Origin of the sequence: Hydrogenophaga luteola (genome assembly GCF_042648585.1) — a bacterium.
Taxonomy (GTDB): domain Bacteria; phylum Pseudomonadota; class Gammaproteobacteria; order Burkholderiales; family Burkholderiaceae_C; genus Hydrogenophaga; species Hydrogenophaga luteola.
This window is the reverse complement of the sequence record NZ_JBHRXX010000001.1, coordinates 706117-724323: the sequence shown is the minus strand read 5'-3', so window position 1 is coordinate 724323 and position 18207 is coordinate 706117. Positions and strand designations below refer to the sequence as shown.

Genomic DNA, 18207 nt, shown 5'->3' with positions numbered 1-18207 from the left:
ACAACATGGGTGTGATGCGCATCGGGCACGCGAGCCTGAAAGTGATGGACATGGACGCCGCCGTCAGGCACTACGAGAACGTGCTGGGCATGAAGACGACCATGAAGGACAAGGCGGGCAACGTCTACCTCAAGTGCTGGGACGAGTGGGACAAGTACTCGCTGGTGCTGACCCCTTCGGACCAGGCCGGCCTGAACCACGTGGCCTACAAGGTCGAGAAGGACAGCGACCTCGACGAGCTGCAGAAGAAGGTCGAGGCCTGGGGCGTGAAGACCACCGTGCTGCCCGAAGGCACCCTGCCCTCCACCGGCCGCATGCTGCAGTTCAACCTGCCCAGCGGCCACGAGATGCGCCTGTACGCGATGAAGGAGTACGTGGGCACCGAGGTCGGCACCACCAACCCCGACCCGTGGCCGGACGGCCTCAAGGGTGCGGGCGTGCACTGGCTGGACCACCTGCTGCTGATGTGCGAGATGAACCCCGCCGAGGGCATCAACACGGTCGCCGACAACACCCGCTTCATGACCGAAGCGCTGGACTTCTTCCTGACCGAGCAGGTCGTGGTCGGCCCGGACGGCAGCATCCAGGCCGCGACCTGGATGGCCCGCACCACCACGCCGCACGACATCGCCTTTGTCGGCGGCGCCAAGAGCGGCCTGCACCACATCGCCTTCTTCCTCGATTCGTGGCACGACGTGCTGAAGTCGGCCGACGTGATGGCGAAGAACAAGACCAAGATCGACGTCGCCCCGACGCGCCACGGCATCACCCGCGGCGAGACGATCTACTTCTTCGACCCCAGCGGCAACCGCAACGAGACCTTCGCCGGCCTGGGGTACCTGGCCCAGCGCGACCGGCCGGTGACGACCTGGACCGAGGACCAGCTGTGGAGCGGGATCTTCTATCACACGGGTGAAGCGGTGCCTTCTTTTACCGACGTGTACACCTGATCCGCCGGCCATGTCCCTGTCTGTCGACACCGCACAGATCGGCACCACGGCGGCCCACGCCGCCGTGGCCGCCGCGGTCGGCCACGCGCGCACGCTGGGCATCGCCATCAACGTGGCGGTAACCGACGGCAGCGGCACGCTGATGGCTTTCCTGCGCATGAACGGCGCCTTCCTGCATTCGATCGACATCGCCATCGACAAGGCCTACACCGCGGCCAGCTTCGGCTTCCCCACTTCGAAATGGGGCGGTGTGATCGGCGAAGACGAGCTGCTGCGCATCGGCCTGAACCAGCGCCAGCGCCTGGTGCTGTTCGGCGGTGGACTGCCGCTGGTCGAGAACGGCCGCCGCATCGGCGGCATCGGTGTCTCCGGCGGTTCGGCCGAGCAGGACGAAGCCTGCGCCGCCGCCGGACTGGCCGCCCTGGGTCTGGCCCACCCCTGATTTCCAACTTCCGCTCTGTGCTCCCATGAAACAGTTCCACAACTTCATCAACAGCGAATTTGTCGCCACCGCCAAGACCTTCGAAAACCGCAACCCCGCCACCAACGAAGTGGTGGGGCAGGTGCACGAAGCCGGCCAGCGCGAGGTCGACGCGGCCGTGGCCGCTGGCCGCGCGGCGCTCAAGGGCGAGTGGGGTCGCATGAGCGTGGTCAAGCGCTCCGAGCTGCTGCACGCGGTGGCCGACGAGATCAACCGCCGCTTCGACGACTTCCTCGCCGCCGAACTGGCCGACACCGGCAAGCCGCGCTCGCTGGCTTCGCACATCGACATCCCGCGCGGTGCGGCCAACTTCAAGGTTTTCGCGGACATCGTCAAGAACGTGCCGACCGAGAGCTTCCAGATGACCACGCCCGACGGCGGCACGGCCATCAGCTACGGCGTGCGCACGCCCTTGGGCGTGGTCGGCGTGATCTGCCCCTGGAACCTGCCGCTGCTGCTGATGACCTGGAAGGTCGGTCCGGCCCTGGCCTGTGGCAACACCGTCATCGTCAAGCCCTCCGAAGAAACGCCCGCCACCGCGACCCTGCTGGGCGAAGTGATGAACGCGGTCGGCGTGCCCAAGGGCGTGTACCAGGTGCTGCACGGCTTCGGCCCCGGCTCGGCCGGCGAGTTCATCACGAAACACCCGGGCGTCAACGGCATCACCTTCACCGGCGAGACCCGCACCGGCGAGGCCATCATGGCCGCGGCCGCCAAGGGCGTGCGCCCGGTCTCGTTCGAACTCGGCGGCAAGAACGCCGGCATCGTGTTCGCCGACGCCGACTTCGACAAGGCGATTGCCGGCATCACGCGCAGCGCCTTCGAGAACTGCGGCCAGGTGTGCCTCGGCACCGAGCGCGTCTACGTGCAGCGCCCGATCTTCGAGAAGTTCGTCGCCGCGCTGAAGGAAAAGGCCGAGGGCCTGAAGATCGGCGGACCCGACATGCCGGGCGTGGGCATCGGCCCGCTGATCTCGGCCGAACACAAGGCCAAGGTGCTGTCGTACTACGCCAAGGCCAAGGCCGAGGGCGCAACCATCGTCACCGGCGGCGGCACGCCGACCATGGACGGCGAATACGCCCACGGCCACTTCGTGCAGCCCACCATCTGGACCGGCCTGCCCGAGAGCGCCAGTGTGATCCGCGAAGAAATCTTCGGCCCCTGCTGCCACATCGCGCCCTTCGACACCGAAGAGGAAGCCGTCGCGCTGGCCAACGCCACCGACTACGGCCTGGCCACCACCGTGTGGACCCAGGACCTGGGCAAGGCCCACCGCATGGCTGCAGCCATCGAGGTCGGCTTGTGCTGGATCAACAGCTGGTTCCTGCGCGACCTGCGCACCGCGTTTGGCGGCGCCAAGGCCTCGGGCATCGGCCGCGAAGGCGGCGTGCACTCGCTCGAGTTCTACACGGAACTCAGAAACGTGATGGTGAAACTGTGAACGCACCGCACAACCCCGAAGTCGCCCGCAGCGTCCGCACGGGCGCGTTCAACAGCAACGTGCACGACCTCGGCGAATCGAAGCCGGGCCAGCCACCGGTGCTGTTCATTCACGGCTCCGGCCCCGGCGTGAGCGCCTGGGCCAACTGGCGCCTGGCCATGCCCGTCATCGCACAGGACCGCCGCGTCATCGCGCCCGACATGGTGGGCTTCGGCTACACCGACCGCCCGGCGGGCATCACCTACAACATGGACACCTGGGTACAGCAGGCGCTGGACCTCATGAACGCGATGGGCATCGAGCAGGCCGACGTGGTCGGCAACAGCTTCGGCGGCGCGCTCTCGCTGGCGCTGGCCATCCGTGCGCCGCAGCGTGTGCGCCGTCTGGTGCTCATGGGCTCGGTCGGTGTGCCGTTCCCGATCACGCCGGGCCTCGATGCGGTCTGGGGTTACGAGCCCTCGCTGGACACGATGAAGAAGCTGCTCGACGTCTTCGCGCACAGCCGCGCGCTCGTGACCGACGAGCTGGCCGAGCTGCGCTACCAGGCCAGCATCCGCCCCGGTTTCCAGGAGTCCTTCTCTGCCATGTTCCCGGCCCCGCGCCAGCGCTGGGTCGACGCCATGGCCCCCCCCGAAGCCGCGATCCGTGCGCTGCCGCACGAGACCCTGATCGTGCACGGCCGTGAAGACCAGGTGATCCCGCTGCAGAACTCGCTGACCCTGAGCCAGTGGATTCCCAACAGCCAGTTGCACGTGTTCGGCCACTGCGGCCACTGGACGCAGATCGAACACGCCGCGCGCTTCGCCCAGCTGGTGTCGAACTTCCTGGCCGAAGCCGACGCCCGGTCGGCCGCCTGACCTTTTCAAACCTCCGACACACACCATGGACAAACAGAAGATCCAGCAGTACGGCGACGAGCTGTACCAGTCGCTGCTCAGCCGCGAGCCGGTGCTTCCCCTCACCGACCGCGAGAGCGACATCACCATCGAGGACGCTTACCAGATCCAGCTGCGCATGATCCAGCGCCGCCTGGACGCCGGTGAACACGTGGTGGGCAAGAAGATCGGCGTGACCAGCAAGGTCGTGATGGACATGCTCAAGGTCAACCAGCCCGACTTCGGCCACCTGCTCTCGGGCATGGTCTACAACGAAGGCCAGCCGATCCCGGTGAGCACCATGATCGCGCCCAAGGCCGAGGCCGAGGTCGCCTTCATCCTGGCGCGCGACCTCGAAGGCCCTGGCGTGACCGCGGCCGACGTGCTGCGCGCCACCGACTGCGTGATGCCCTGCTTCGAGATCGTGGACTCGCGCATCAAGGACTGGAAGATCAAGATCCAGGACACCGTGGCCGACAACGCCTCGTGCGGCGTACTCACGCTCGGCGGCCTGCGCAAGAGCCCGCGCGACCTCGACCTCGCGCTGGCCGGCATGGTGCTGGAGAAGAACGGCGAAATCATCAGCACGTCCTGCGGCGCCTCGGTGCAGGGCTCGCCGGTCAACGCAGTGGCCTGGCTGGCCAACACGCTCGGCCGCCTGGGCATCGGCCTCAAGGCGGGCGACATCATCCTCTCGGGTTCGCAGTCCCCGCTGGTCCCCGTGGTCGCGGGCGACAGCCTGTACTGCAGCGTCGGCGGCCTCGGTGGCACGTCCGTGCGTTTCGTCGCCTGAGCGGGAAGGAAACCAGCACATGAAACTCGACAACAACACCCTCGCCCAGCTCGCCGAACACCTGGAAAGCGCCGAGCTGAAGGCGCACGACGTCACCAAGATCACCGACGAGTACCCCGACATGGACTGGGACGACGCCTACGCGATCCAGGACATCATCCGTGCGCGCAAGGAAGGCCGTGGCAACAAGACCGTCGGCCTCAAGTGCGGCCTGACCTCGTACGCCAAGATGAAGCAGATGGGCGTGGACACGCCGGTGTTCGGCTTCGTCAGCGACTACATGGCCTGCGCTGAAGGCAGCGACATCCGGACCGCCGAACTCATCCACCCCAAGGTCGAGGCCGAGATCTGCGTCGTCACCAAGTCGGCGCTCAAGGGCCCGGGCTGCCACGTCGGCGCCGTGATGGCCGCGATCGACTTCGTGATCCCCGGCGTGGAGATCATCGACAGCCGCTACCGCGACTTCAAGTTCGACCTCAAGAGCGTGATCGCCGACAACACCTCGGCCTCGCGCTTCGTCATCGGCGGCCGCTCGCGCCGCGTGGACGAGCTGGACCTGCGCACGCTGGGCGTGGTGCTGGAGAAGAACGGCCAGATCGTGGCCATGGCCGCCGGCGCCGCCGTGATGGGCCACCCGGCCGCCGCCATCGCCGCCCTGGCCAACCACCTGGGCGCACGCGGCCAGGAGATCCCGGCCGGCAGCTTCATCATGACCGGCGGCGTGACCGAAGCCATTGCGGTGCAGGCAGGCGACAGCGTGAACGTGCGCTTCCAGGACCTGGGCACCGTGGCCATGCGCTTTGCCTGAGGAGACACCATGGCCCGGCTCGACCCCCTGCCGCGGGACGCGGCGCCCGAACTGGACGACGACTTTGCGTTCTTCGAGCGCACGCTGGGCTTCGTGCCCAACAGCCTGCTGACGATGGCGCGGCGCCCGTCCCTGGCGCGCGGCCTGATCGCGCTGTCCCGCGGCGTCTACGACCCCAAGGGCGAGGTCGACCTGGGCCTCAAGCGGCTGCTGGGCCACACGGCGAGCATGGCCGCCGGCTGCCTCTACTGCCGCGCCCACACCGGCACCAGCGCGATGCGCCACGGCGTCTCGGCCGACAAGCTGGCCGCGCTGCCCGAGTACCACCGCAGTCCACTGTTCAGCGAGGCCGAGCGCGTGGCGATCGACTTTGCCTTCGCCGCCGCCAGCCAGCCCAATGCGGTGGACGATGCCCTGTTCCAGCGCTTGCAGGCGCACTGGACCGAGGGCCAGATCGTCGAGATCCTGGGCGTGGTCAGCCTGTTCGGCTACTTCAACCGCTGGAACGATTCGATGGCCACCACCCTGGAACGCGACCCCCTGGAACTGGCCGACAAACACCTGAGCGCCAGCGGCTGGCAACCCGGCAAACACGCCCCCGGCCCCTGAGCTGGCCGGCGGCATCCCCCTTTCGATTCAACTGGAAACCTCAACGATGAAGAAGATCAAGTGCGCCCTGATCGGGCCCGGCAACATCGGCACCGACCTGCTGGCCAAGCTGCAGCGCAGCCCCGTGCTGGAACCCGTGTGGATGGTGGGCATCGACCCCAACTCCGACGGCCTCAAGCGCGCCAAGGAAATGGGCATCAAGACCACCGCCGACGGCGTGGACGGCCTGATCCCGCACATGAAGACCGACGGTGTGCAGATCGTGTTCGACGCCACCAGCGCCTACGTGCACGCCGAGAACTCGCGCAAGGTCAACGAACAGGGCGCGATGATGATCGACCTCACGCCCGCGGCCATCGGCCCCTACTGCGTGCCGCCGGTCAACCTCAAGCAGCACGTCGGCCAGCGCGAGATGAACGTGAACATGGTCACCTGCGGTGGCCAGGCGACGATTCCCATGGTCTACGCCGTCAGCCGCGTGCAGCCCGTGGCCTACGGCGAGATCGTCGCCACTGTGTCGTCCAAATCGGTCGGCCCCGGCACGCGCAAGAACATCGACGAATTCACCCGCACCACGGCCGGCGCGGTCGAGAAGGTGGGCGGCGCCAAGAAGGGCAAGGCCATCATCGTGATCAACCCGGCCGAGCCGCCGCTGATCATGCGCGACACGGTGCACTGCCTGGTCGAGGGCAAGCCCGACGAGGCCGCGATCACCAAGAGCGTCCACGACATGATCAAGGAAGTGCAGAAGTACGTGCCGGGCTACCAGCTGGTCAACGGCCCCGTCTTCGACGGCAACCGTGTCTCCGTCTTCATGGAGGTCGAGGGCCTGGGCGACTACCTGCCCAAGTACGCCGGCAACCTCGACATCATGACCGCCGCCGCCGCGCGCACGGCGGAAATGTTCGCAGAGGAGATTCTCAAAGGCGAACTCGTTCTCGAACCCGTCGCCGCTTGAAGGAGAAGACAACCATGAGCCAGCAAAAAATCACCCTGCACGACATGACCCTGCGCGACGGGATGCACCCCAAGCGCCACCTGATGACGCTCGACCAGATGAAGAGCATCGCCTGCGGCCTGGACGCCGCCGGTGTGCCGCTGATCGAGGTGACCCACGGCGACGGCCTGGGCGGCTCCAGCGTCAATTACGGCTTCCCGGCCCACAGCGACGAGGAGTACCTGGGCACCGTGATCCCGCTGATGAAGCAGGCCAAGGTTTCGGCCCTGCTGCTGCCCGGCATCGGCACCGTCGACCACCTGAAGATGGCGCACGGCCTGGGCGTGCACACCATCCGCGTGGCCACGCACTGCACCGAAGCCGATGTGAGCGAGCAGCACATCACCTACGCGCGCAAGCTCGACATGGACACCGTCGGCTTCCTGATGATGGCCCACATGAACAGCCCCGAGGGTCTGGTGAAACAGGCCAGGCTGATGGAAGGCTACGGCGCCAACTGCATCTACATCACCGACTCGGCCGGCTACATGCTGCCCGGTGACGTGAAGGCCCGCCTGCAGGCAGTGCGCGATGCGCTCAAACCCGAGACCGAGCTGGGCTTCCACGGCCACCACAACCTGGCCATGGGCATCGCCAATTCGGTCGCCGCCATCGAGTGCGGCGCCAACCGCATCGACGCCGCGGCCGCCGGCCTCGGCGCGGGCGCGGGCAACACCCCCATGGAAGTGCTGGTCGCCGTGCTCGACCGCATGGGCGTGCAGACCGGCGTCGACGTCTGGAAGATCCAGGATGTGGCCGAAGACCTGGTGACGCCCATCATGGACTTCCCGATCCGCATCGACCGCGACGCGCTCACCCTGGGCTACGCCGGCGTGTACGGCAGCTTCCTGCTGTTCGCCAAGCGCGCCGCCGTCAAGTACGGCCTGTCGGCGCGCGACATCCTGGTCGAGCTGGGCCGCAAGAAGATGGTCGGCGGCCAGGAAGACATGATCGAAGACACCGCGATGACCATGGCCCGTGCGCGCGATGCGCGCGAGCAGCGGCGCGCTGCCTGAGGAGACAACCACCATGCCATTCGCACAGATCTACATGCTCGAAGGCCGCACGCCCGAGCAGAAGAAGGCCGTGATCGAGAAGGTCACCCAGGCGCTGCACGAGGCGACCGACGCGAAGAAGGAAACGATTCGCGTCTGGATCCACGAGATGCCCAAGGAGAACTGGGGCATCGCGGGCGTCAGCGCCAAAGACCTCGGGCGCTAGGGCCCGCGCCATGACCGCGCCCGGCGCGGTGGCCGAGGCCGCCGAACGCATCTGGGCCGCCCGCCAGGCCGGGCGCACGCTGGACGCCGAGGCCACCATCGGCTCGCCCGACCTCGCCACCGCTTACGCCATCCAGCGCGTGCTGCTCGGCCTGCGCCTGGCCGCCGGCGAGCGCGTCGTCGGGTGGAAGCTGGGCTACACCTCGGAGGTGATGCGCCGCCAGATGGGCATTGACCGACCCAACATCGGGCCGCTGACAGACTGGATGCTGCTGGCCTCGGGCGACGCGGTGCACGAGCGCCTGGTGCAACCGCGGGTCGAACCCGAGATCGGGCTGCGCCTGAAGACCGCCCTCGACGCGCGGCAGGCGCCCGTCGACCGCCACACCGTGGCCGCCGCCGTGGAAGGCGCCTACGCCTGCCTCGAAGTCGTGCACTCCACCTGGACCGGCTACCGCTTCAACCTCGAACAGAACACCGCCGACAACTCGTCCGCCGGCCAGGTCGTCGTCGGGCCGCGCCTGCCGGTGACCGACCTGATGGCGCTCGACACCGTGGCGGTGCGCCTGCACGACGGCAGCGACCACACGCTGGGCCAGGGCGTGGGCGCCGACGCCGACGGCCACCCGCTGGATGCTGTGGCGCGGCTGGCGCGGGAACTGGCTGCGTTCGATCAGCGGCTGGAGGCGGGGGATTGGGTGATTACGGGTGGGTTGACCAGAGCTTGTGCGCTGGAGGTGGGTGGGCGGTTGGTGGGGGTGTTTTCGGTGATGGACGTGAGTGCAATTGACCTATCAGTTCACCGTCGCTGACGGTATCAACTACATCAGCAAATCGCTGGCACAATCTGAAATCAATGCGAATAACGCGGTGAAAATTTTTTTCGAAGGTGGCATCACTAACCCATAGCTTCTGGCCAACTTTTGACGTTAAGGAGACATGTGTCAGGTATGTCTAGCACATGGTTGGAACTTCTCGTTCACCCCTTATGGCCGTTCTTACTAGCCTCTCCCCTGACAGAACAGCCCACAAACTCAACCCCTGTTTGAGCGACTAATCCATGCCCATCACTCCTGATCACGAGATACAGGCCTTCATAAAGGCATACGTCAGCGAGCTACAGAGTGACAGCGCAGCAATTTTTGCAGGCGCGGGCATGTCCAAGGCGGCAGGCTATGTTGATTGGCGTGAGCTCCTCGCAGAAATTGCGCAGGAACTGGGCCTAGACATAAAGCTTGAGCATGATCTGATCGCAGTGGCGCAGTATCACGTCAACCAGCGAGGAGGCAATTCCGATGGAGTAGCAAAAAAGATCCTCCAAGAGTTCAGCGAGCAAGCCGAACCTTCAGAAGTCCACCAGATCATCGCGCGCCTGCCTATCGGCACATACTGGACAACCAATTACGACACGCTGATTGAGGAGGCCCTACGTGCAGCGTTTCGTGTTGCTGACGTAAAACACAAGATAGAGCAGCTGACCAGCACCAAGCCCAAACGCGATGCGGTGGTCTACAAGATGCACGGCGATGTGTCAGATGCGCACTCAGCGGTGCTCTACAAGGCGCAGTATGAGCGGTACCACGTCGAGAAGGCACCGTTTATCACGGCTTTGCTAGGCGACCTCGTTTCGAAGACGTTCCTATTTGTTGGCTTCAGCTTTAGCGACCCAAACCTTGACTACGTTCTGAGCCGTCTGCACATCTACGGCAATGCCAAGCGCACACACTACTGCATCATGAAAGCAGTCGTCGCAGAGGACCCAAGCAATCAGGCTCTCGAGGAGCGCCGACAGGAGCTACGAGTAAATGACTTGAAGCGTTTCGGGATTCAAACCCTGCTGGTCGCCGAGTACAGTGAAATTCCAAGGATCCTGAAACGAATTGAAAGCGGGTTCAGGAAAAGGACTGTGTTTTTCTCGGGTAGTGCCGAGGAGTATGGCAGCTGGGACCGGCAGACTGCCCTCGCCTTCGTGCACAACCTTTCAATGGAGTGCGTGAAGCAAAACTGCAGAGTAGTAAACGGATTCGGTTGGGGCGTGGGTAGTGCCGTCATCAATGGTGCCCTCGAAGCAATCTATGGAAACCCCCAGAAATTTTCCGAAGACCAGCTGATCGTGCGGCCGTTCCCGCAACACGGTGGGAACCTGAAAGAACTATGGGAGCAGTATCGCCAGCGAATGATCTCGCTGGCAGGTGTGGCTGTTTTTGTCTTTGGCAACAAGCTGGACGACACGCGCAACCTCGTGCCCGCCAACGGGGTTCACCGCGAATTTCAGATAGCCATGGAAAACGGTCTGGTGCCTATCCCAGTGGGTGCTACCGGTTACGTTGCCGAGGAATTGTGGAACGAGACTCTTAGGGATCCTGCCAAGTACTATCCAGGTATCGAAGGCTGGATATTGCCAATCATTCAGGAGCTTGGACGAAAGGACCTCAGCCCGGACCAGTTGACGAGGCACATTCTGGAAATCATCCGTCGTCTGAACAAGTGATTCATTGGCGCAGCGTATCGTTGCCTACAACGTGACTCTGAAAACTGCTGCGCTCCTTTAACTTGTTACCGCGCAAGTAACTCGATGCTGAAGTATCAGAAGAAAGGCGATACATAGTCATGACTATCAACCAGTCGGTACTACGCGGCGCGGGAAGCTTGGCTACTACCAAGCTCAATGCCAACATCGGTCAGAGGACTGCATTTCTCTGTCACAGCCATCACGACCGGCTGCTCGCCTTAGGACTGCAGGCTCTGCTCAAAACACACGGAATGGATGTCTATATTGACTGGCAGGACAGTGCGATGCCGGACAAACCATCCGCAGAAACGGCTAAGCGGCTACGCAGTCGAATTCAACAGTGTTATTGGTTCCTCTTTCTCGCGACCCAATGGTCTATGAGGTCACGTTGGTGCCCATGGGAGCTTGGACACGCAGATGGCGTCAAAGCAAACGAACGAATCCTTGTTGTACCCACTTTCGACGACAGCGGATCCTATGGCTCCGAGTACATTGACCTTTATCGACGCATTGAATTTGCTAGTGACGGCCGCTTGGCGGCCTTTCCCCCTGGCCAAAATAGTGGCCAATATGTTTTCTCGCTTTGATAGCCATGGCACGAAAAACCTTCTTTAGCTTTCACTACAAACCGGATGTCCAGCGTGCGCAAGTAGTGCGCAAATCGCAGTTCTTCAAGGATCATGGTGAAGCCGGGTTCTATGATGCATCTGCGTTTGAAAAGACGAAGAATGAAGACCCAGAACGCCTCAAGCGCTTCCTGCGTAAGGAGATACAAGGCACAAGCGTAATCTGTGTCTTGATCGGCGCAGAAACCGCATCACGCCGATGGGTGCGGTTTGAGATCTTGCAGGCGTTGTTCGACGGTCGCGGGCTAATGGGCGTCAGGATCCATTCGATCGCCAACTTCGAAGGGACAACGGCCAAGGCTGGTGACAACCCGTTCGATCTCCTGGGTGTCTACTGCAAGGATGACGAGATCCAAGTAGTCGAGCGCAAGACGATAAGCGACAAGTGGACCTACACCTCTGACTTCGGTAAGCAGCTGCTTGATGATTGGCCGTACACATCCAAACTTCCACCAACTGGGTGCACAGCTCTTAGCAAATTCTTTTCCATCTACAGCTGGGCTAATGATTCTCACGAGAGAATTGAGGGATGGATTGAAACTGCAGCTACACAGGCAGGCTACTAGGCTTAGGATGTCTTTGCATTGAAATACCTGTGCCCGCACCATATGTTGGACTCGGTACCTATCGGACGAAACGCCACCAAGGCGTAAAAACAGCCGACCAACAAGTGATTGGATTCTTAACTCGCTCAGTACCCACCCGACGCCGCAGCCAGTCCCTTTGAAGCCCCCACACTGAACCGCTGCACCAACCCGCTCGCCGCCTTCACCAGCAGCGTCGTGTCCACCCCCACCGCCACGAACAGCGCGCCCGCGTCCAGGTACTGCTGCGCCAGCGCCGGGTCGGTGGCGAGGATGCCGGCGGCTTTGCCGGCGGCGCGCACGGTGGCGATGCCGTCGAGGATGACCTTCTGCACCTCGGGGTGGCCGGGCTGGCCGCGGTGGTCCATGCTGGCCGAGAGGTCGGCCGGGCCGAAGAACACGCCGTCCGAGCCCTCGCGTCTCGCCCTGCACCAACAGGCACATCTGGTCGTTGGCTTGGTTGAGATACTTGTACTAAAAACTGTTTTTATATACAGTATTCAAGCACTCTTTCTTGTACCAAACCATTTGGAGGACCCCACCATGCTGGATCACATGACATTTCGCGTGACGAACATCGCCAAGGCCAAGGCCTTCTACAGCGCGGCCCTGGCGCCGCTGGGCTACAGCGTCTGTTTTGAGGGGAACTACGGTTCCAACATGGTCGGCTTTGCCTACCCGGACGCCGCCGAGCCCGACGGCAAGAAGGCCGACGTCTGGTTCATCGACGGGCCTTCGCCCTACGGCGGGCCGGCGGCCACATCGGGTTGCCATCTGGCGTGGCGCGCCAGCAGCCGCGCGCAGGTGGATGCCTTCTACCAGGCGGCCCTGGCCGCTGGGGGCAAGGACAACGGCGCGCCCGGCCTGCGCCCGCACTACCACCCCAATTACTACGGCGCCTTCGTGATCGACCCCGAGGGCAACAACGTCGAAGCGGTCTGCCACCTGCCCGAGTGAGCGACCGCAAACACCGCCCGCGCCTGGTCCACCCGCCGGGCCATGATGCAGCCGGGCACGTGGTCGTTCACCAGGCCCATGGCCTGCATGAAGGCATAGACGGTGGTGGGCCCAACGAATTTCCAGCCGCGCTTTTTCAGGTCTTTCGCCAGCGCCACCGCCTCGGGTGAGGTGGACACGGTTTGAGGTGGCGCGGCTGTGGCGCGGTCCCCCTCGTAGCGCCAGAAGTAGGCCGCCAGTGAACCGCACTCTGCCTGCAGTTCGACGGCACGACCGGCGTTGTGGATGACGGCTTCGATCTTGCCGCGGTGGCGGACGATGCCTTCGTCATGCAATAGGCGGGCGACCTGGCGCTCGCCATAGGTGGCCATGCGGTGAAAGTCGAATCCGTCGAAAGCCTTGCGGAAGTTCTCGCGCTTGGCGAGGATGGTTCGCCAGCTCAGGCCCGACTGGAAGCTCTCCAGGCAGAGCTTCTCGAACAGGCGGATGTCGTCGCCCACCGGAAAGCCCCATTCGTGGTCGTGGTACGGCTCGAACTCCGGCGCGGCTGCGCACCAGCGGCAGCGCGGCTGGCCGTCGCTGCCGTTCACGGTCTGGGCTTTGTTCATGCGATTCCCCCGCTGCTAGCGAGCAGTTCAGACAGGCCTTGCTTCATGACCGAGGGGGCGACGGCGTGGATGTCGGCCGCCACCACGCCGTGCAGCACGAAGGGGTCTTGCGCGACGCGGGCCTGAATGGCTGCGGCATCGGTGCCGGTGGCGATCACCAGGCCACCCTGTGCGTTTTCTAGCGAGCCGGCCATGAGGAAGCTGCCGTCGGCCATGCCGTCCTGAATCCACTGCTTGTGCCCGGCCATCCACTGGCCCGCCTGTGCACGGTTCGGGCCGAATCTCAGAAAAACGATGAACACGGTGGGGCTGGTTGGGTTCATGAGGCGGTCTTTCGTCGAGGCCGTTGGGCGGGCCCCGCAGGAGGGACAAGGGTGGCGAGCCAGGCCGTGATCAGGTCCACCTCGCGCTGGATGAAGGCTTCGTCGTGAAAGGCGTTGGCCAGCGCTGCGATGCCCTGGCTGCGCGCCAGCAGGTGCATCGCCAGCGCGTCGGCGTGTTGCGCCAGGCCCAGCTCATTGAACTGGGTGCGCAGCCAGTCGCGGAACTGACCGAAGATCATGCCGGCGTCGCCCTGCGCGGGGTGGTCCAGCTTGGCCAGCTCGGCACACAGCGTGCCAACCGGGCAACCGTAGCGCTGGATGTCGTGCCGGTTGCGCACCAGCATCTCGGCGAAACAGCGCAAGCGGTCCACCGGCGTGGCGGCGTCCTGCGTCCAGGAGGCCAGCATGGACTGGGTTCTGTCCGAGCGCAGCGCGATGACCGCCGCCAGGATGTCGTCCTTGGTTCTGAAGTGGTAGTAGAAGTTGCCGCGCGAGAGGCTGACGGCGTCGGCGATGTCGGCGAAGGAGGTCTTCTCGAACCCCCGCTGGTAGAACAGGGTGTCCGCCGCTTCGACGATCCGCTCTCGGGTGGAGGGCACGGTTTCAGCGGCGCTCATGGTGGCGTGGGCATCGTGGTTGGGACGTTCTAGGACAGTTGGCCTAGGCAGTATAGGACGATCATCCTAATCCCAGCAATGTACATGACTGCACGAACGATGTCGGTAGGCCTCAACCCACGCCGGCCCTGGATGCATCGACACATCACCCACGGCGAAGCCCCGCAACACCCTTCATCTGAAACCGCCGCTTGTAGTGTCCCGGAGTCTGGCCCGTCTCGCGAGCAAACAGTCGGGAGAACGTCGCCAGGTCCTGATAGCCCACCGTCGCGACGACTTCGGCCATCGGCATGGCGCTGAGCTCCAGCAGGTACTTGGCCCTTTCGATGCGCGCTTTCTGCAGCCATTGCAGCGGTGTCATGCCGGTCTCCTGGCGGTACCGCCGCAGCACCGTGCGTGACGTGACGTGGAACTCGTCGGCCAGCGCGCCCAGGTTGTACGCCTCACTGAGCCGGCTCGTCAGCCACCGGTTGACCTGGCCTGAAAACGGCGCGCGGTTCTGTGGGATCAATGCGTTGTCCACATAGGCGCGCTGGCTGACGCGCCCCCCATCGATCAGCGCCAGCTTGCCCACCGCGCGGGCCACCGCGACGCCGAAGTTCTCGCGGATCAGGTGCTGGCCCAGATCCATCACGCTGCTGACGGCACCCGTGGTAGTCACGCCTCCGTCCGACACGAGCACCGCGTCCTTCTCGATCTGCACGTCGGGATACCGGTCCTGGAACTCGTTGACAAACGGCCACGCGGTGGCCGCACGCCGCCCCTGGAGCACACCCGCTTCCGCCAGGACAAAGCTGCCGATGCAGACCGAGGCCAGCGCAATGCCCTGCCGATGGAAGCGGCGAATCGCCTTCAGCTCCTCACCCAGATGGGCAAAGCGTTCGTCCCATTCACCGAACCGGGACACCTCCAGGCCGGGCACGACGATCAGGTCCGGTCTCCCGCGCAGGCGCTGCGCCACCACGCTGAGCCCGCCGGCGATCGCCACCGGGCTCGCCCGGAGGGTGACGAGCCTGACCCGCAGCGCGTCGACCCGAGCCGGCTGCATGTGGCTGGCCAGGTGGTTGGCCATCAGCACCAGGTCGGTCAACGCAAACACCTCCATGCCCATGCAGCCGGGATAGACGAGGACCGCGACTTCCTTGCCCATGCGTTTCTCCAGATGTCACTAATGCCCAAAATATAGTCGGTAATGACAATGGCTTGCCACGCGCTCAAAGGACAAGATCGTGCCCTCAGCAACCACTGATTCGAGGCACACACATGCGACTGACGATCCTGCTCTTTGATGGGTTTACGGCACTGGACATCGTGGGGGGCTACGAAGTCCTGGCCAACGTTCCCGGGGTTGAAACAGAGTTCGCCGCCGCGCGGCGCGGGCCCGTCTGGGCAGACACCCGGCGCCTCGCACTGACCGCGTTCAAGACCTTCGACGAGATTGACCGGACCGACATCGTCTATGTGCCTGGCGGCCCTGGCGTCACCCCGGCGTTGAACGACCCGACCCTGCTCGACACCATCCAGCGGCTGGCCACCGGCGCCACCTGGACGGTCGGCATCTGCAACGGTGTGGAGCTGCTTGGCAAGGCCGGCCTTCTGCGGGGCAAGCAGGTCACCACGAACTGGGTGGCGCGCGACAAGGTGGCCAGCCACGGCGCGATCGTCGGCACCCGCCGGTACGTCCGCGATGGCCAGCTCATCACCGGCGCAGGCGTCTCAGCCAGCATCGACGCAGGTCTCTTCCTGGCCGGGCTGCTGGCGGGCGAACAGGTGGCCAGGACGCTGCAGCTCGGCATCGAGTACTACCCCGATCCTCCGTTCGGCAACGGGACGCCCGACACCGCATCTGACTTTGCCAAGTCCATCGTCCGGCAGTTCGAAGCCGAAGGTGCCGAGCGCATCCGCAGCCTGACCGCACCCGCCTGAACCGGACACCCACTCTGGAAACCCCATGGACTACTTTTTCTCCCCGCTCGCGTGTTCCTTCGCGGGTCACGTGATCATTCGCGAGGCTTCGCTGCCCATCGAGATGCAACCGGTGTCGCTGCTGCGCAAGCAGACAAAAGACGGCGTGCCGTTCGACACCATTTCGGCCAAGAGTCAGGTCCCGGTGCTGCGCTTTGACGACGGGCGCATCGTCACGGAGAACAGCGTCGTGCTGCAGGTGCTCGCCGACATGGCGCCCGACCACGGCTACCTTCCGCCGCGATCCACCACCGCCGGACAAGCCACGCTTGAATGGCTGAACTTTGTGGCGTCGGAAGTGCACAAGCACTGCCTGTACCCGATCTTCACCAAGGGCGTACCCGCGGAAGTGCGGGCGTGGGCGAAGGACAACCTGGTCAAGAAGCTGGCCTACGTGACCCGGCAGCTTTCGCACACGCCGTACCTCGCCGGCAATGCCTTCACGATCGCCGACGCGTACTTCGGCTGGGCGCTGATGCTCACCCTGCGCGGTGGACTCTTGGAGCCGCAGGGCGACCTGCTCGCCTACTGGGACCGCCTGCTGGCGCGGCCTGCCTTCACGGCTGCCATGGAAACCGAAGAAGCACTTTTCAGCCAATTCGCTTGAACCTGGAGAGACCCTGTGCCCCACCTGATCGAAGCGTTCACGGCCGCCATCGAGCGCTCAAACGCGCTGAAGAGCCGACCCGACAACACCGTGCTGCTCCAGTTGTACGGTCTCTACAAGCAAGCGACCGAAAGCGACAACGCCACACCCAGACCGGGGTTCACCGACATGAGGGGACGCACCAAATGGACCGCCTGGACGGAATGCAAGGACCTGTCCAAAGAGGACGCCATGCAGCGTTACATCGACCTGGTCACCAGGTTGGAATGAAAGCCGCCCGACCTGGCAAATCGGCACATCGACTGGATGGATTCGAGCTCGCGAACAGGTGGACACCTTCTACAAGGCGTCCCTGGCCGCCGGCGGCAAGGACAACGGCGCGCCCGGCCTGCGCCCGGACTACCACCCCAACTACTACGGCGCTTTTGTGATCGACCCCGACAGCAACAACGTCGAAGCGGTCTGTCACCTGCCCGGGTGAGCAGCGCCAGACGCAAGGTTCCGCCAGAAACATCGTCGGTCGGCAGACCGTCGTCACACGACGCCTTCAGGGCACACGCATTCAATCAACAGAAAACCAGAGCGGCTCCGGTTTTGATGGACGCCTCGCAGCCCCGAATCAGTCGGATGCAGCTGAACGACTCAATGCCGAACTGCTGCCAGCGCAACTTCCCTGCCCCGGGTGCGCTGGCGGCCTCCCAAACTTCGTCCGACTCGCAATTCAGGTCTTCCGGAAGCTCAAGCACGCGAGCAAGGGCCTTGCACTCCGCCAGCAGGCGGTGAGCGGATCCGATTGCACCGCCGACATCGTCAAACAGTTCCCCAGGATCGATCACACGGACAAAGTCCACGGGGACATAGAACCCCTCTGCGTCGCCGTGCAGCATCAAGTGCTGAAACGGCAAATCACTGATATCGCCATCGCCTACCGCCTCGTAATACCTCTCCACAACCGGATCGTCGTCAGGGGCTTCGAGAGATGGTGTGTAAAGCGGTTGATCCAGGGCCACATAGGCGGCGAGCCGACGGAGGTGGTGAAGGCCTGAATATCCAACCATCTCACAGGAAAACCAATCGTCTTCCGGTAGATCTGGTGGTTCGGAATATCCCGAAAGTCCCTGGCGTTCCAGACATGCCTCGACTGCTTTGATGCGCCCAATGAATTCATCAGCAAACTCTGGATCTTCTTGCCGTACATCTGCAAGATAGCCCACCATCAAACCAAGCCCCATCA

The 18207-nt window shown here is 64.0% G+C and carries 24 protein-coding genes and 1 pseudogene; 19 read left to right on the top strand and 6 right to left on the bottom strand.

Going from position 1 to position 18207, the window contains the following annotated elements:
• Positions 1-5: 5 nt before the first annotated feature.
• The 14 genes from ACFOPI_RS03545 to ACFOPI_RS03480 all read left to right on the top strand — a co-directional run bounded on the left by ACFOPI_RS03545 (position 6) and on the right by ACFOPI_RS03480 (position 11878).
• Complete coding sequence (locus tag ACFOPI_RS03545; RefSeq protein ID WP_382170838.1) at positions 6-950, top strand: catechol 2,3-dioxygenase; 945 nt, start codon at positions 6-8, stop codon at positions 948-950.
• Positions 951-960: 10 nt separating this feature from the next.
• On the top strand, positions 961-1392 hold the full coding sequence (locus ACFOPI_RS03540) for a GlcG/HbpS family heme-binding protein (protein WP_382170835.1): 432 nt from the start codon (positions 961-963) through the stop codon (positions 1390-1392).
• A gap of 25 nt (positions 1393-1417) precedes the next feature.
• Positions 1418-2872, top strand: coding sequence for a 2-hydroxymuconic semialdehyde dehydrogenase (locus ACFOPI_RS03535; RefSeq protein WP_382170832.1), 1455 nt, complete (start codon positions 1418-1420; stop codon positions 2870-2872).
• A complete protein-coding gene (locus ACFOPI_RS03530) occupies positions 2869-3729 on the top strand; it encodes an alpha/beta fold hydrolase (RefSeq protein ID WP_382170829.1) in 861 nt (286 codons plus the stop codon). The genes ACFOPI_RS03535 and ACFOPI_RS03530 overlap by 4 nt, the downstream gene beginning before the upstream one ends.
• A gap of 25 nt (positions 3730-3754) precedes the next feature.
• Positions 3755-4540, top strand: a complete 786-nt coding sequence (dmpE, locus tag ACFOPI_RS03525) for a 2-oxopent-4-enoate hydratase (RefSeq protein ID WP_382170826.1) — start codon at positions 3755-3757, stop codon at positions 4538-4540.
• Between the two features lie 19 nt (positions 4541-4559).
• The gene (dmpH, locus tag ACFOPI_RS03520; RefSeq protein ID WP_382170823.1) at positions 4560-5348 is read left to right on the top strand and encodes a 2-oxo-3-hexenedioate decarboxylase; all 789 of its coding nucleotides are present in this window, start codon (positions 4560-4562) and stop codon (positions 5346-5348) included.
• Between the two features lie 9 nt (positions 5349-5357).
• Positions 5358-5957 carry a carboxymuconolactone decarboxylase family protein gene (locus tag ACFOPI_RS03515; protein WP_382170820.1) on the top strand — a complete coding sequence of 200 codons (600 nt, stop codon included), beginning with the start codon at positions 5358-5360 and terminating at the stop codon, positions 5955-5957.
• A gap of 46 nt (positions 5958-6003) precedes the next feature.
• Entirely contained in the window at positions 6004-6915 is a 912-nt protein-coding gene (locus ACFOPI_RS03510; protein ID WP_382170818.1) for an acetaldehyde dehydrogenase (acetylating), read from the top strand.
• 14 nt (positions 6916-6929) lie between these two features.
• Positions 6930-7970 (top strand): 4-hydroxy-2-oxovalerate aldolase, encoded by a 1041-nt coding sequence (gene dmpG, locus ACFOPI_RS03505; RefSeq protein ID WP_382170816.1) that lies wholly within the window; start codon positions 6930-6932, stop codon positions 7968-7970.
• Positions 7942-8175: a 2-hydroxymuconate tautomerase gene (locus ACFOPI_RS03500; RefSeq protein WP_382170813.1), complete on the top strand. Its 234-nt coding sequence runs from the start codon at positions 7942-7944 to the stop codon at positions 8173-8175. Before dmpG ends, ACFOPI_RS03500 begins: the two co-directional genes overlap by 29 nt.
• A 10-nt stretch (positions 8176-8185) precedes the next feature.
• A complete protein-coding gene (locus ACFOPI_RS03495; RefSeq protein WP_382170811.1) occupies positions 8186-8986 on the top strand; it encodes a 2-keto-4-pentenoate hydratase in 801 nt (266 codons plus the stop codon).
• Between the two features lie 248 nt (positions 8987-9234).
• Positions 9235-10665, top strand: a complete 1431-nt coding sequence (locus ACFOPI_RS03490) for an SIR2 family protein (RefSeq protein ID WP_382170808.1) — start codon at positions 9235-9237, stop codon at positions 10663-10665.
• 119 nt (positions 10666-10784) lie between these two features.
• Positions 10785-11273 carry a toll/interleukin-1 receptor domain-containing protein gene (locus ACFOPI_RS03485; RefSeq protein WP_382170805.1) on the top strand — a complete coding sequence of 163 codons (489 nt, stop codon included), beginning with the start codon at positions 10785-10787 and terminating at the stop codon, positions 11271-11273.
• 5 nt (positions 11274-11278) lie between these two features.
• Complete coding sequence (locus ACFOPI_RS03480; RefSeq protein ID WP_382170802.1) at positions 11279-11878, top strand: TIR domain-containing protein; 600 nt, start codon at positions 11279-11281, stop codon at positions 11876-11878.
• 125 nt (positions 11879-12003) lie between these two features.
• Here the strand turns inward: ACFOPI_RS03480 and ACFOPI_RS03475 are convergent, their stop codons facing one another.
• The gene (locus ACFOPI_RS03475; RefSeq protein ID WP_382170799.1) at positions 12004-12297 is read right to left on the bottom strand and encodes an aldolase/citrate lyase family protein; all 294 of its coding nucleotides are present in this window, start codon (positions 12295-12297) and stop codon (positions 12004-12006) included.
• Between the two features lie 142 nt (positions 12298-12439).
• On the opposite strand from ACFOPI_RS03475, the gene ACFOPI_RS03470 reads away from it, so the two are divergent.
• Positions 12440-12853, top strand: a complete 414-nt coding sequence (locus ACFOPI_RS03470; RefSeq protein WP_382170796.1) for a VOC family protein — start codon at positions 12440-12442, stop codon at positions 12851-12853.
• On the opposite strand, the gene ACFOPI_RS03465 is transcribed toward ACFOPI_RS03470, so the two are convergent.
• From ACFOPI_RS03465 to ACFOPI_RS03450, 4 genes are all read right to left on the bottom strand, one after another.
• Positions 12787-13461: a DNA-3-methyladenine glycosylase I gene (locus ACFOPI_RS03465; RefSeq protein WP_382170793.1), complete on the bottom strand. Its 675-nt coding sequence runs from the start codon at positions 13459-13461 to the stop codon at positions 12787-12789. The genes ACFOPI_RS03470 and ACFOPI_RS03465 overlap by 67 nt on opposite strands.
• Positions 13458-13784, bottom strand: coding sequence for a YciI family protein (locus ACFOPI_RS03460; protein WP_382170790.1), 327 nt, complete (start codon positions 13782-13784; stop codon positions 13458-13460). Before ACFOPI_RS03460 ends, ACFOPI_RS03465 begins: the two co-directional genes overlap by 4 nt.
• Positions 13781-14401 (bottom strand): TetR/AcrR family transcriptional regulator, encoded by a 621-nt coding sequence (locus ACFOPI_RS03455; RefSeq protein WP_382170787.1) that lies wholly within the window; start codon positions 14399-14401, stop codon positions 13781-13783. Before ACFOPI_RS03455 ends, ACFOPI_RS03460 begins: the two co-directional genes overlap by 4 nt.
• A 145-nt stretch (positions 14402-14546) precedes the next feature.
• A complete protein-coding gene (locus tag ACFOPI_RS03450; protein ID WP_382170784.1) occupies positions 14547-15551 on the bottom strand; it encodes a GlxA family transcriptional regulator in 1005 nt (334 codons plus the stop codon).
• Positions 15552-15664: 113 nt separating this feature from the next.
• On the opposite strand from ACFOPI_RS03450, the gene ACFOPI_RS03445 reads away from it, so the two are divergent.
• From ACFOPI_RS03445 to ACFOPI_RS03430, 4 genes and pseudogenes are all read left to right on the top strand, one after another.
• The gene (locus ACFOPI_RS03445; RefSeq protein WP_382170781.1) at positions 15665-16327 is read left to right on the top strand and encodes a DJ-1/PfpI family protein; all 663 of its coding nucleotides are present in this window, start codon (positions 15665-15667) and stop codon (positions 16325-16327) included.
• Between the two features lie 25 nt (positions 16328-16352).
• Positions 16353-16973, top strand: coding sequence for a glutathione binding-like protein (locus ACFOPI_RS03440; RefSeq protein ID WP_382170778.1), 621 nt, complete (start codon positions 16353-16355; stop codon positions 16971-16973).
• Positions 16974-16988: 15 nt separating this feature from the next.
• Complete coding sequence (locus ACFOPI_RS03435) at positions 16989-17243, top strand: acyl-CoA-binding protein (RefSeq protein ID WP_382170776.1); 255 nt, start codon at positions 16989-16991, stop codon at positions 17241-17243.
• 49 nt (positions 17244-17292) lie between these two features.
• Positions 17293-17454 (top strand): annotated as a pseudogene (locus tag ACFOPI_RS03430) (VOC family protein); the annotation flags it as partial.
• An 85-nt stretch (positions 17455-17539) separates the two neighbouring features.
• Here ACFOPI_RS03430 and ACFOPI_RS03425 read toward each other — a convergent pair.
• On the bottom strand, positions 17540-18205 hold the full coding sequence (locus tag ACFOPI_RS03425; RefSeq protein WP_382170773.1) for a hypothetical protein: 666 nt from the start codon (positions 18203-18205) through the stop codon (positions 17540-17542).
• Positions 18206-18207: the final 2 nt, after the last annotated feature.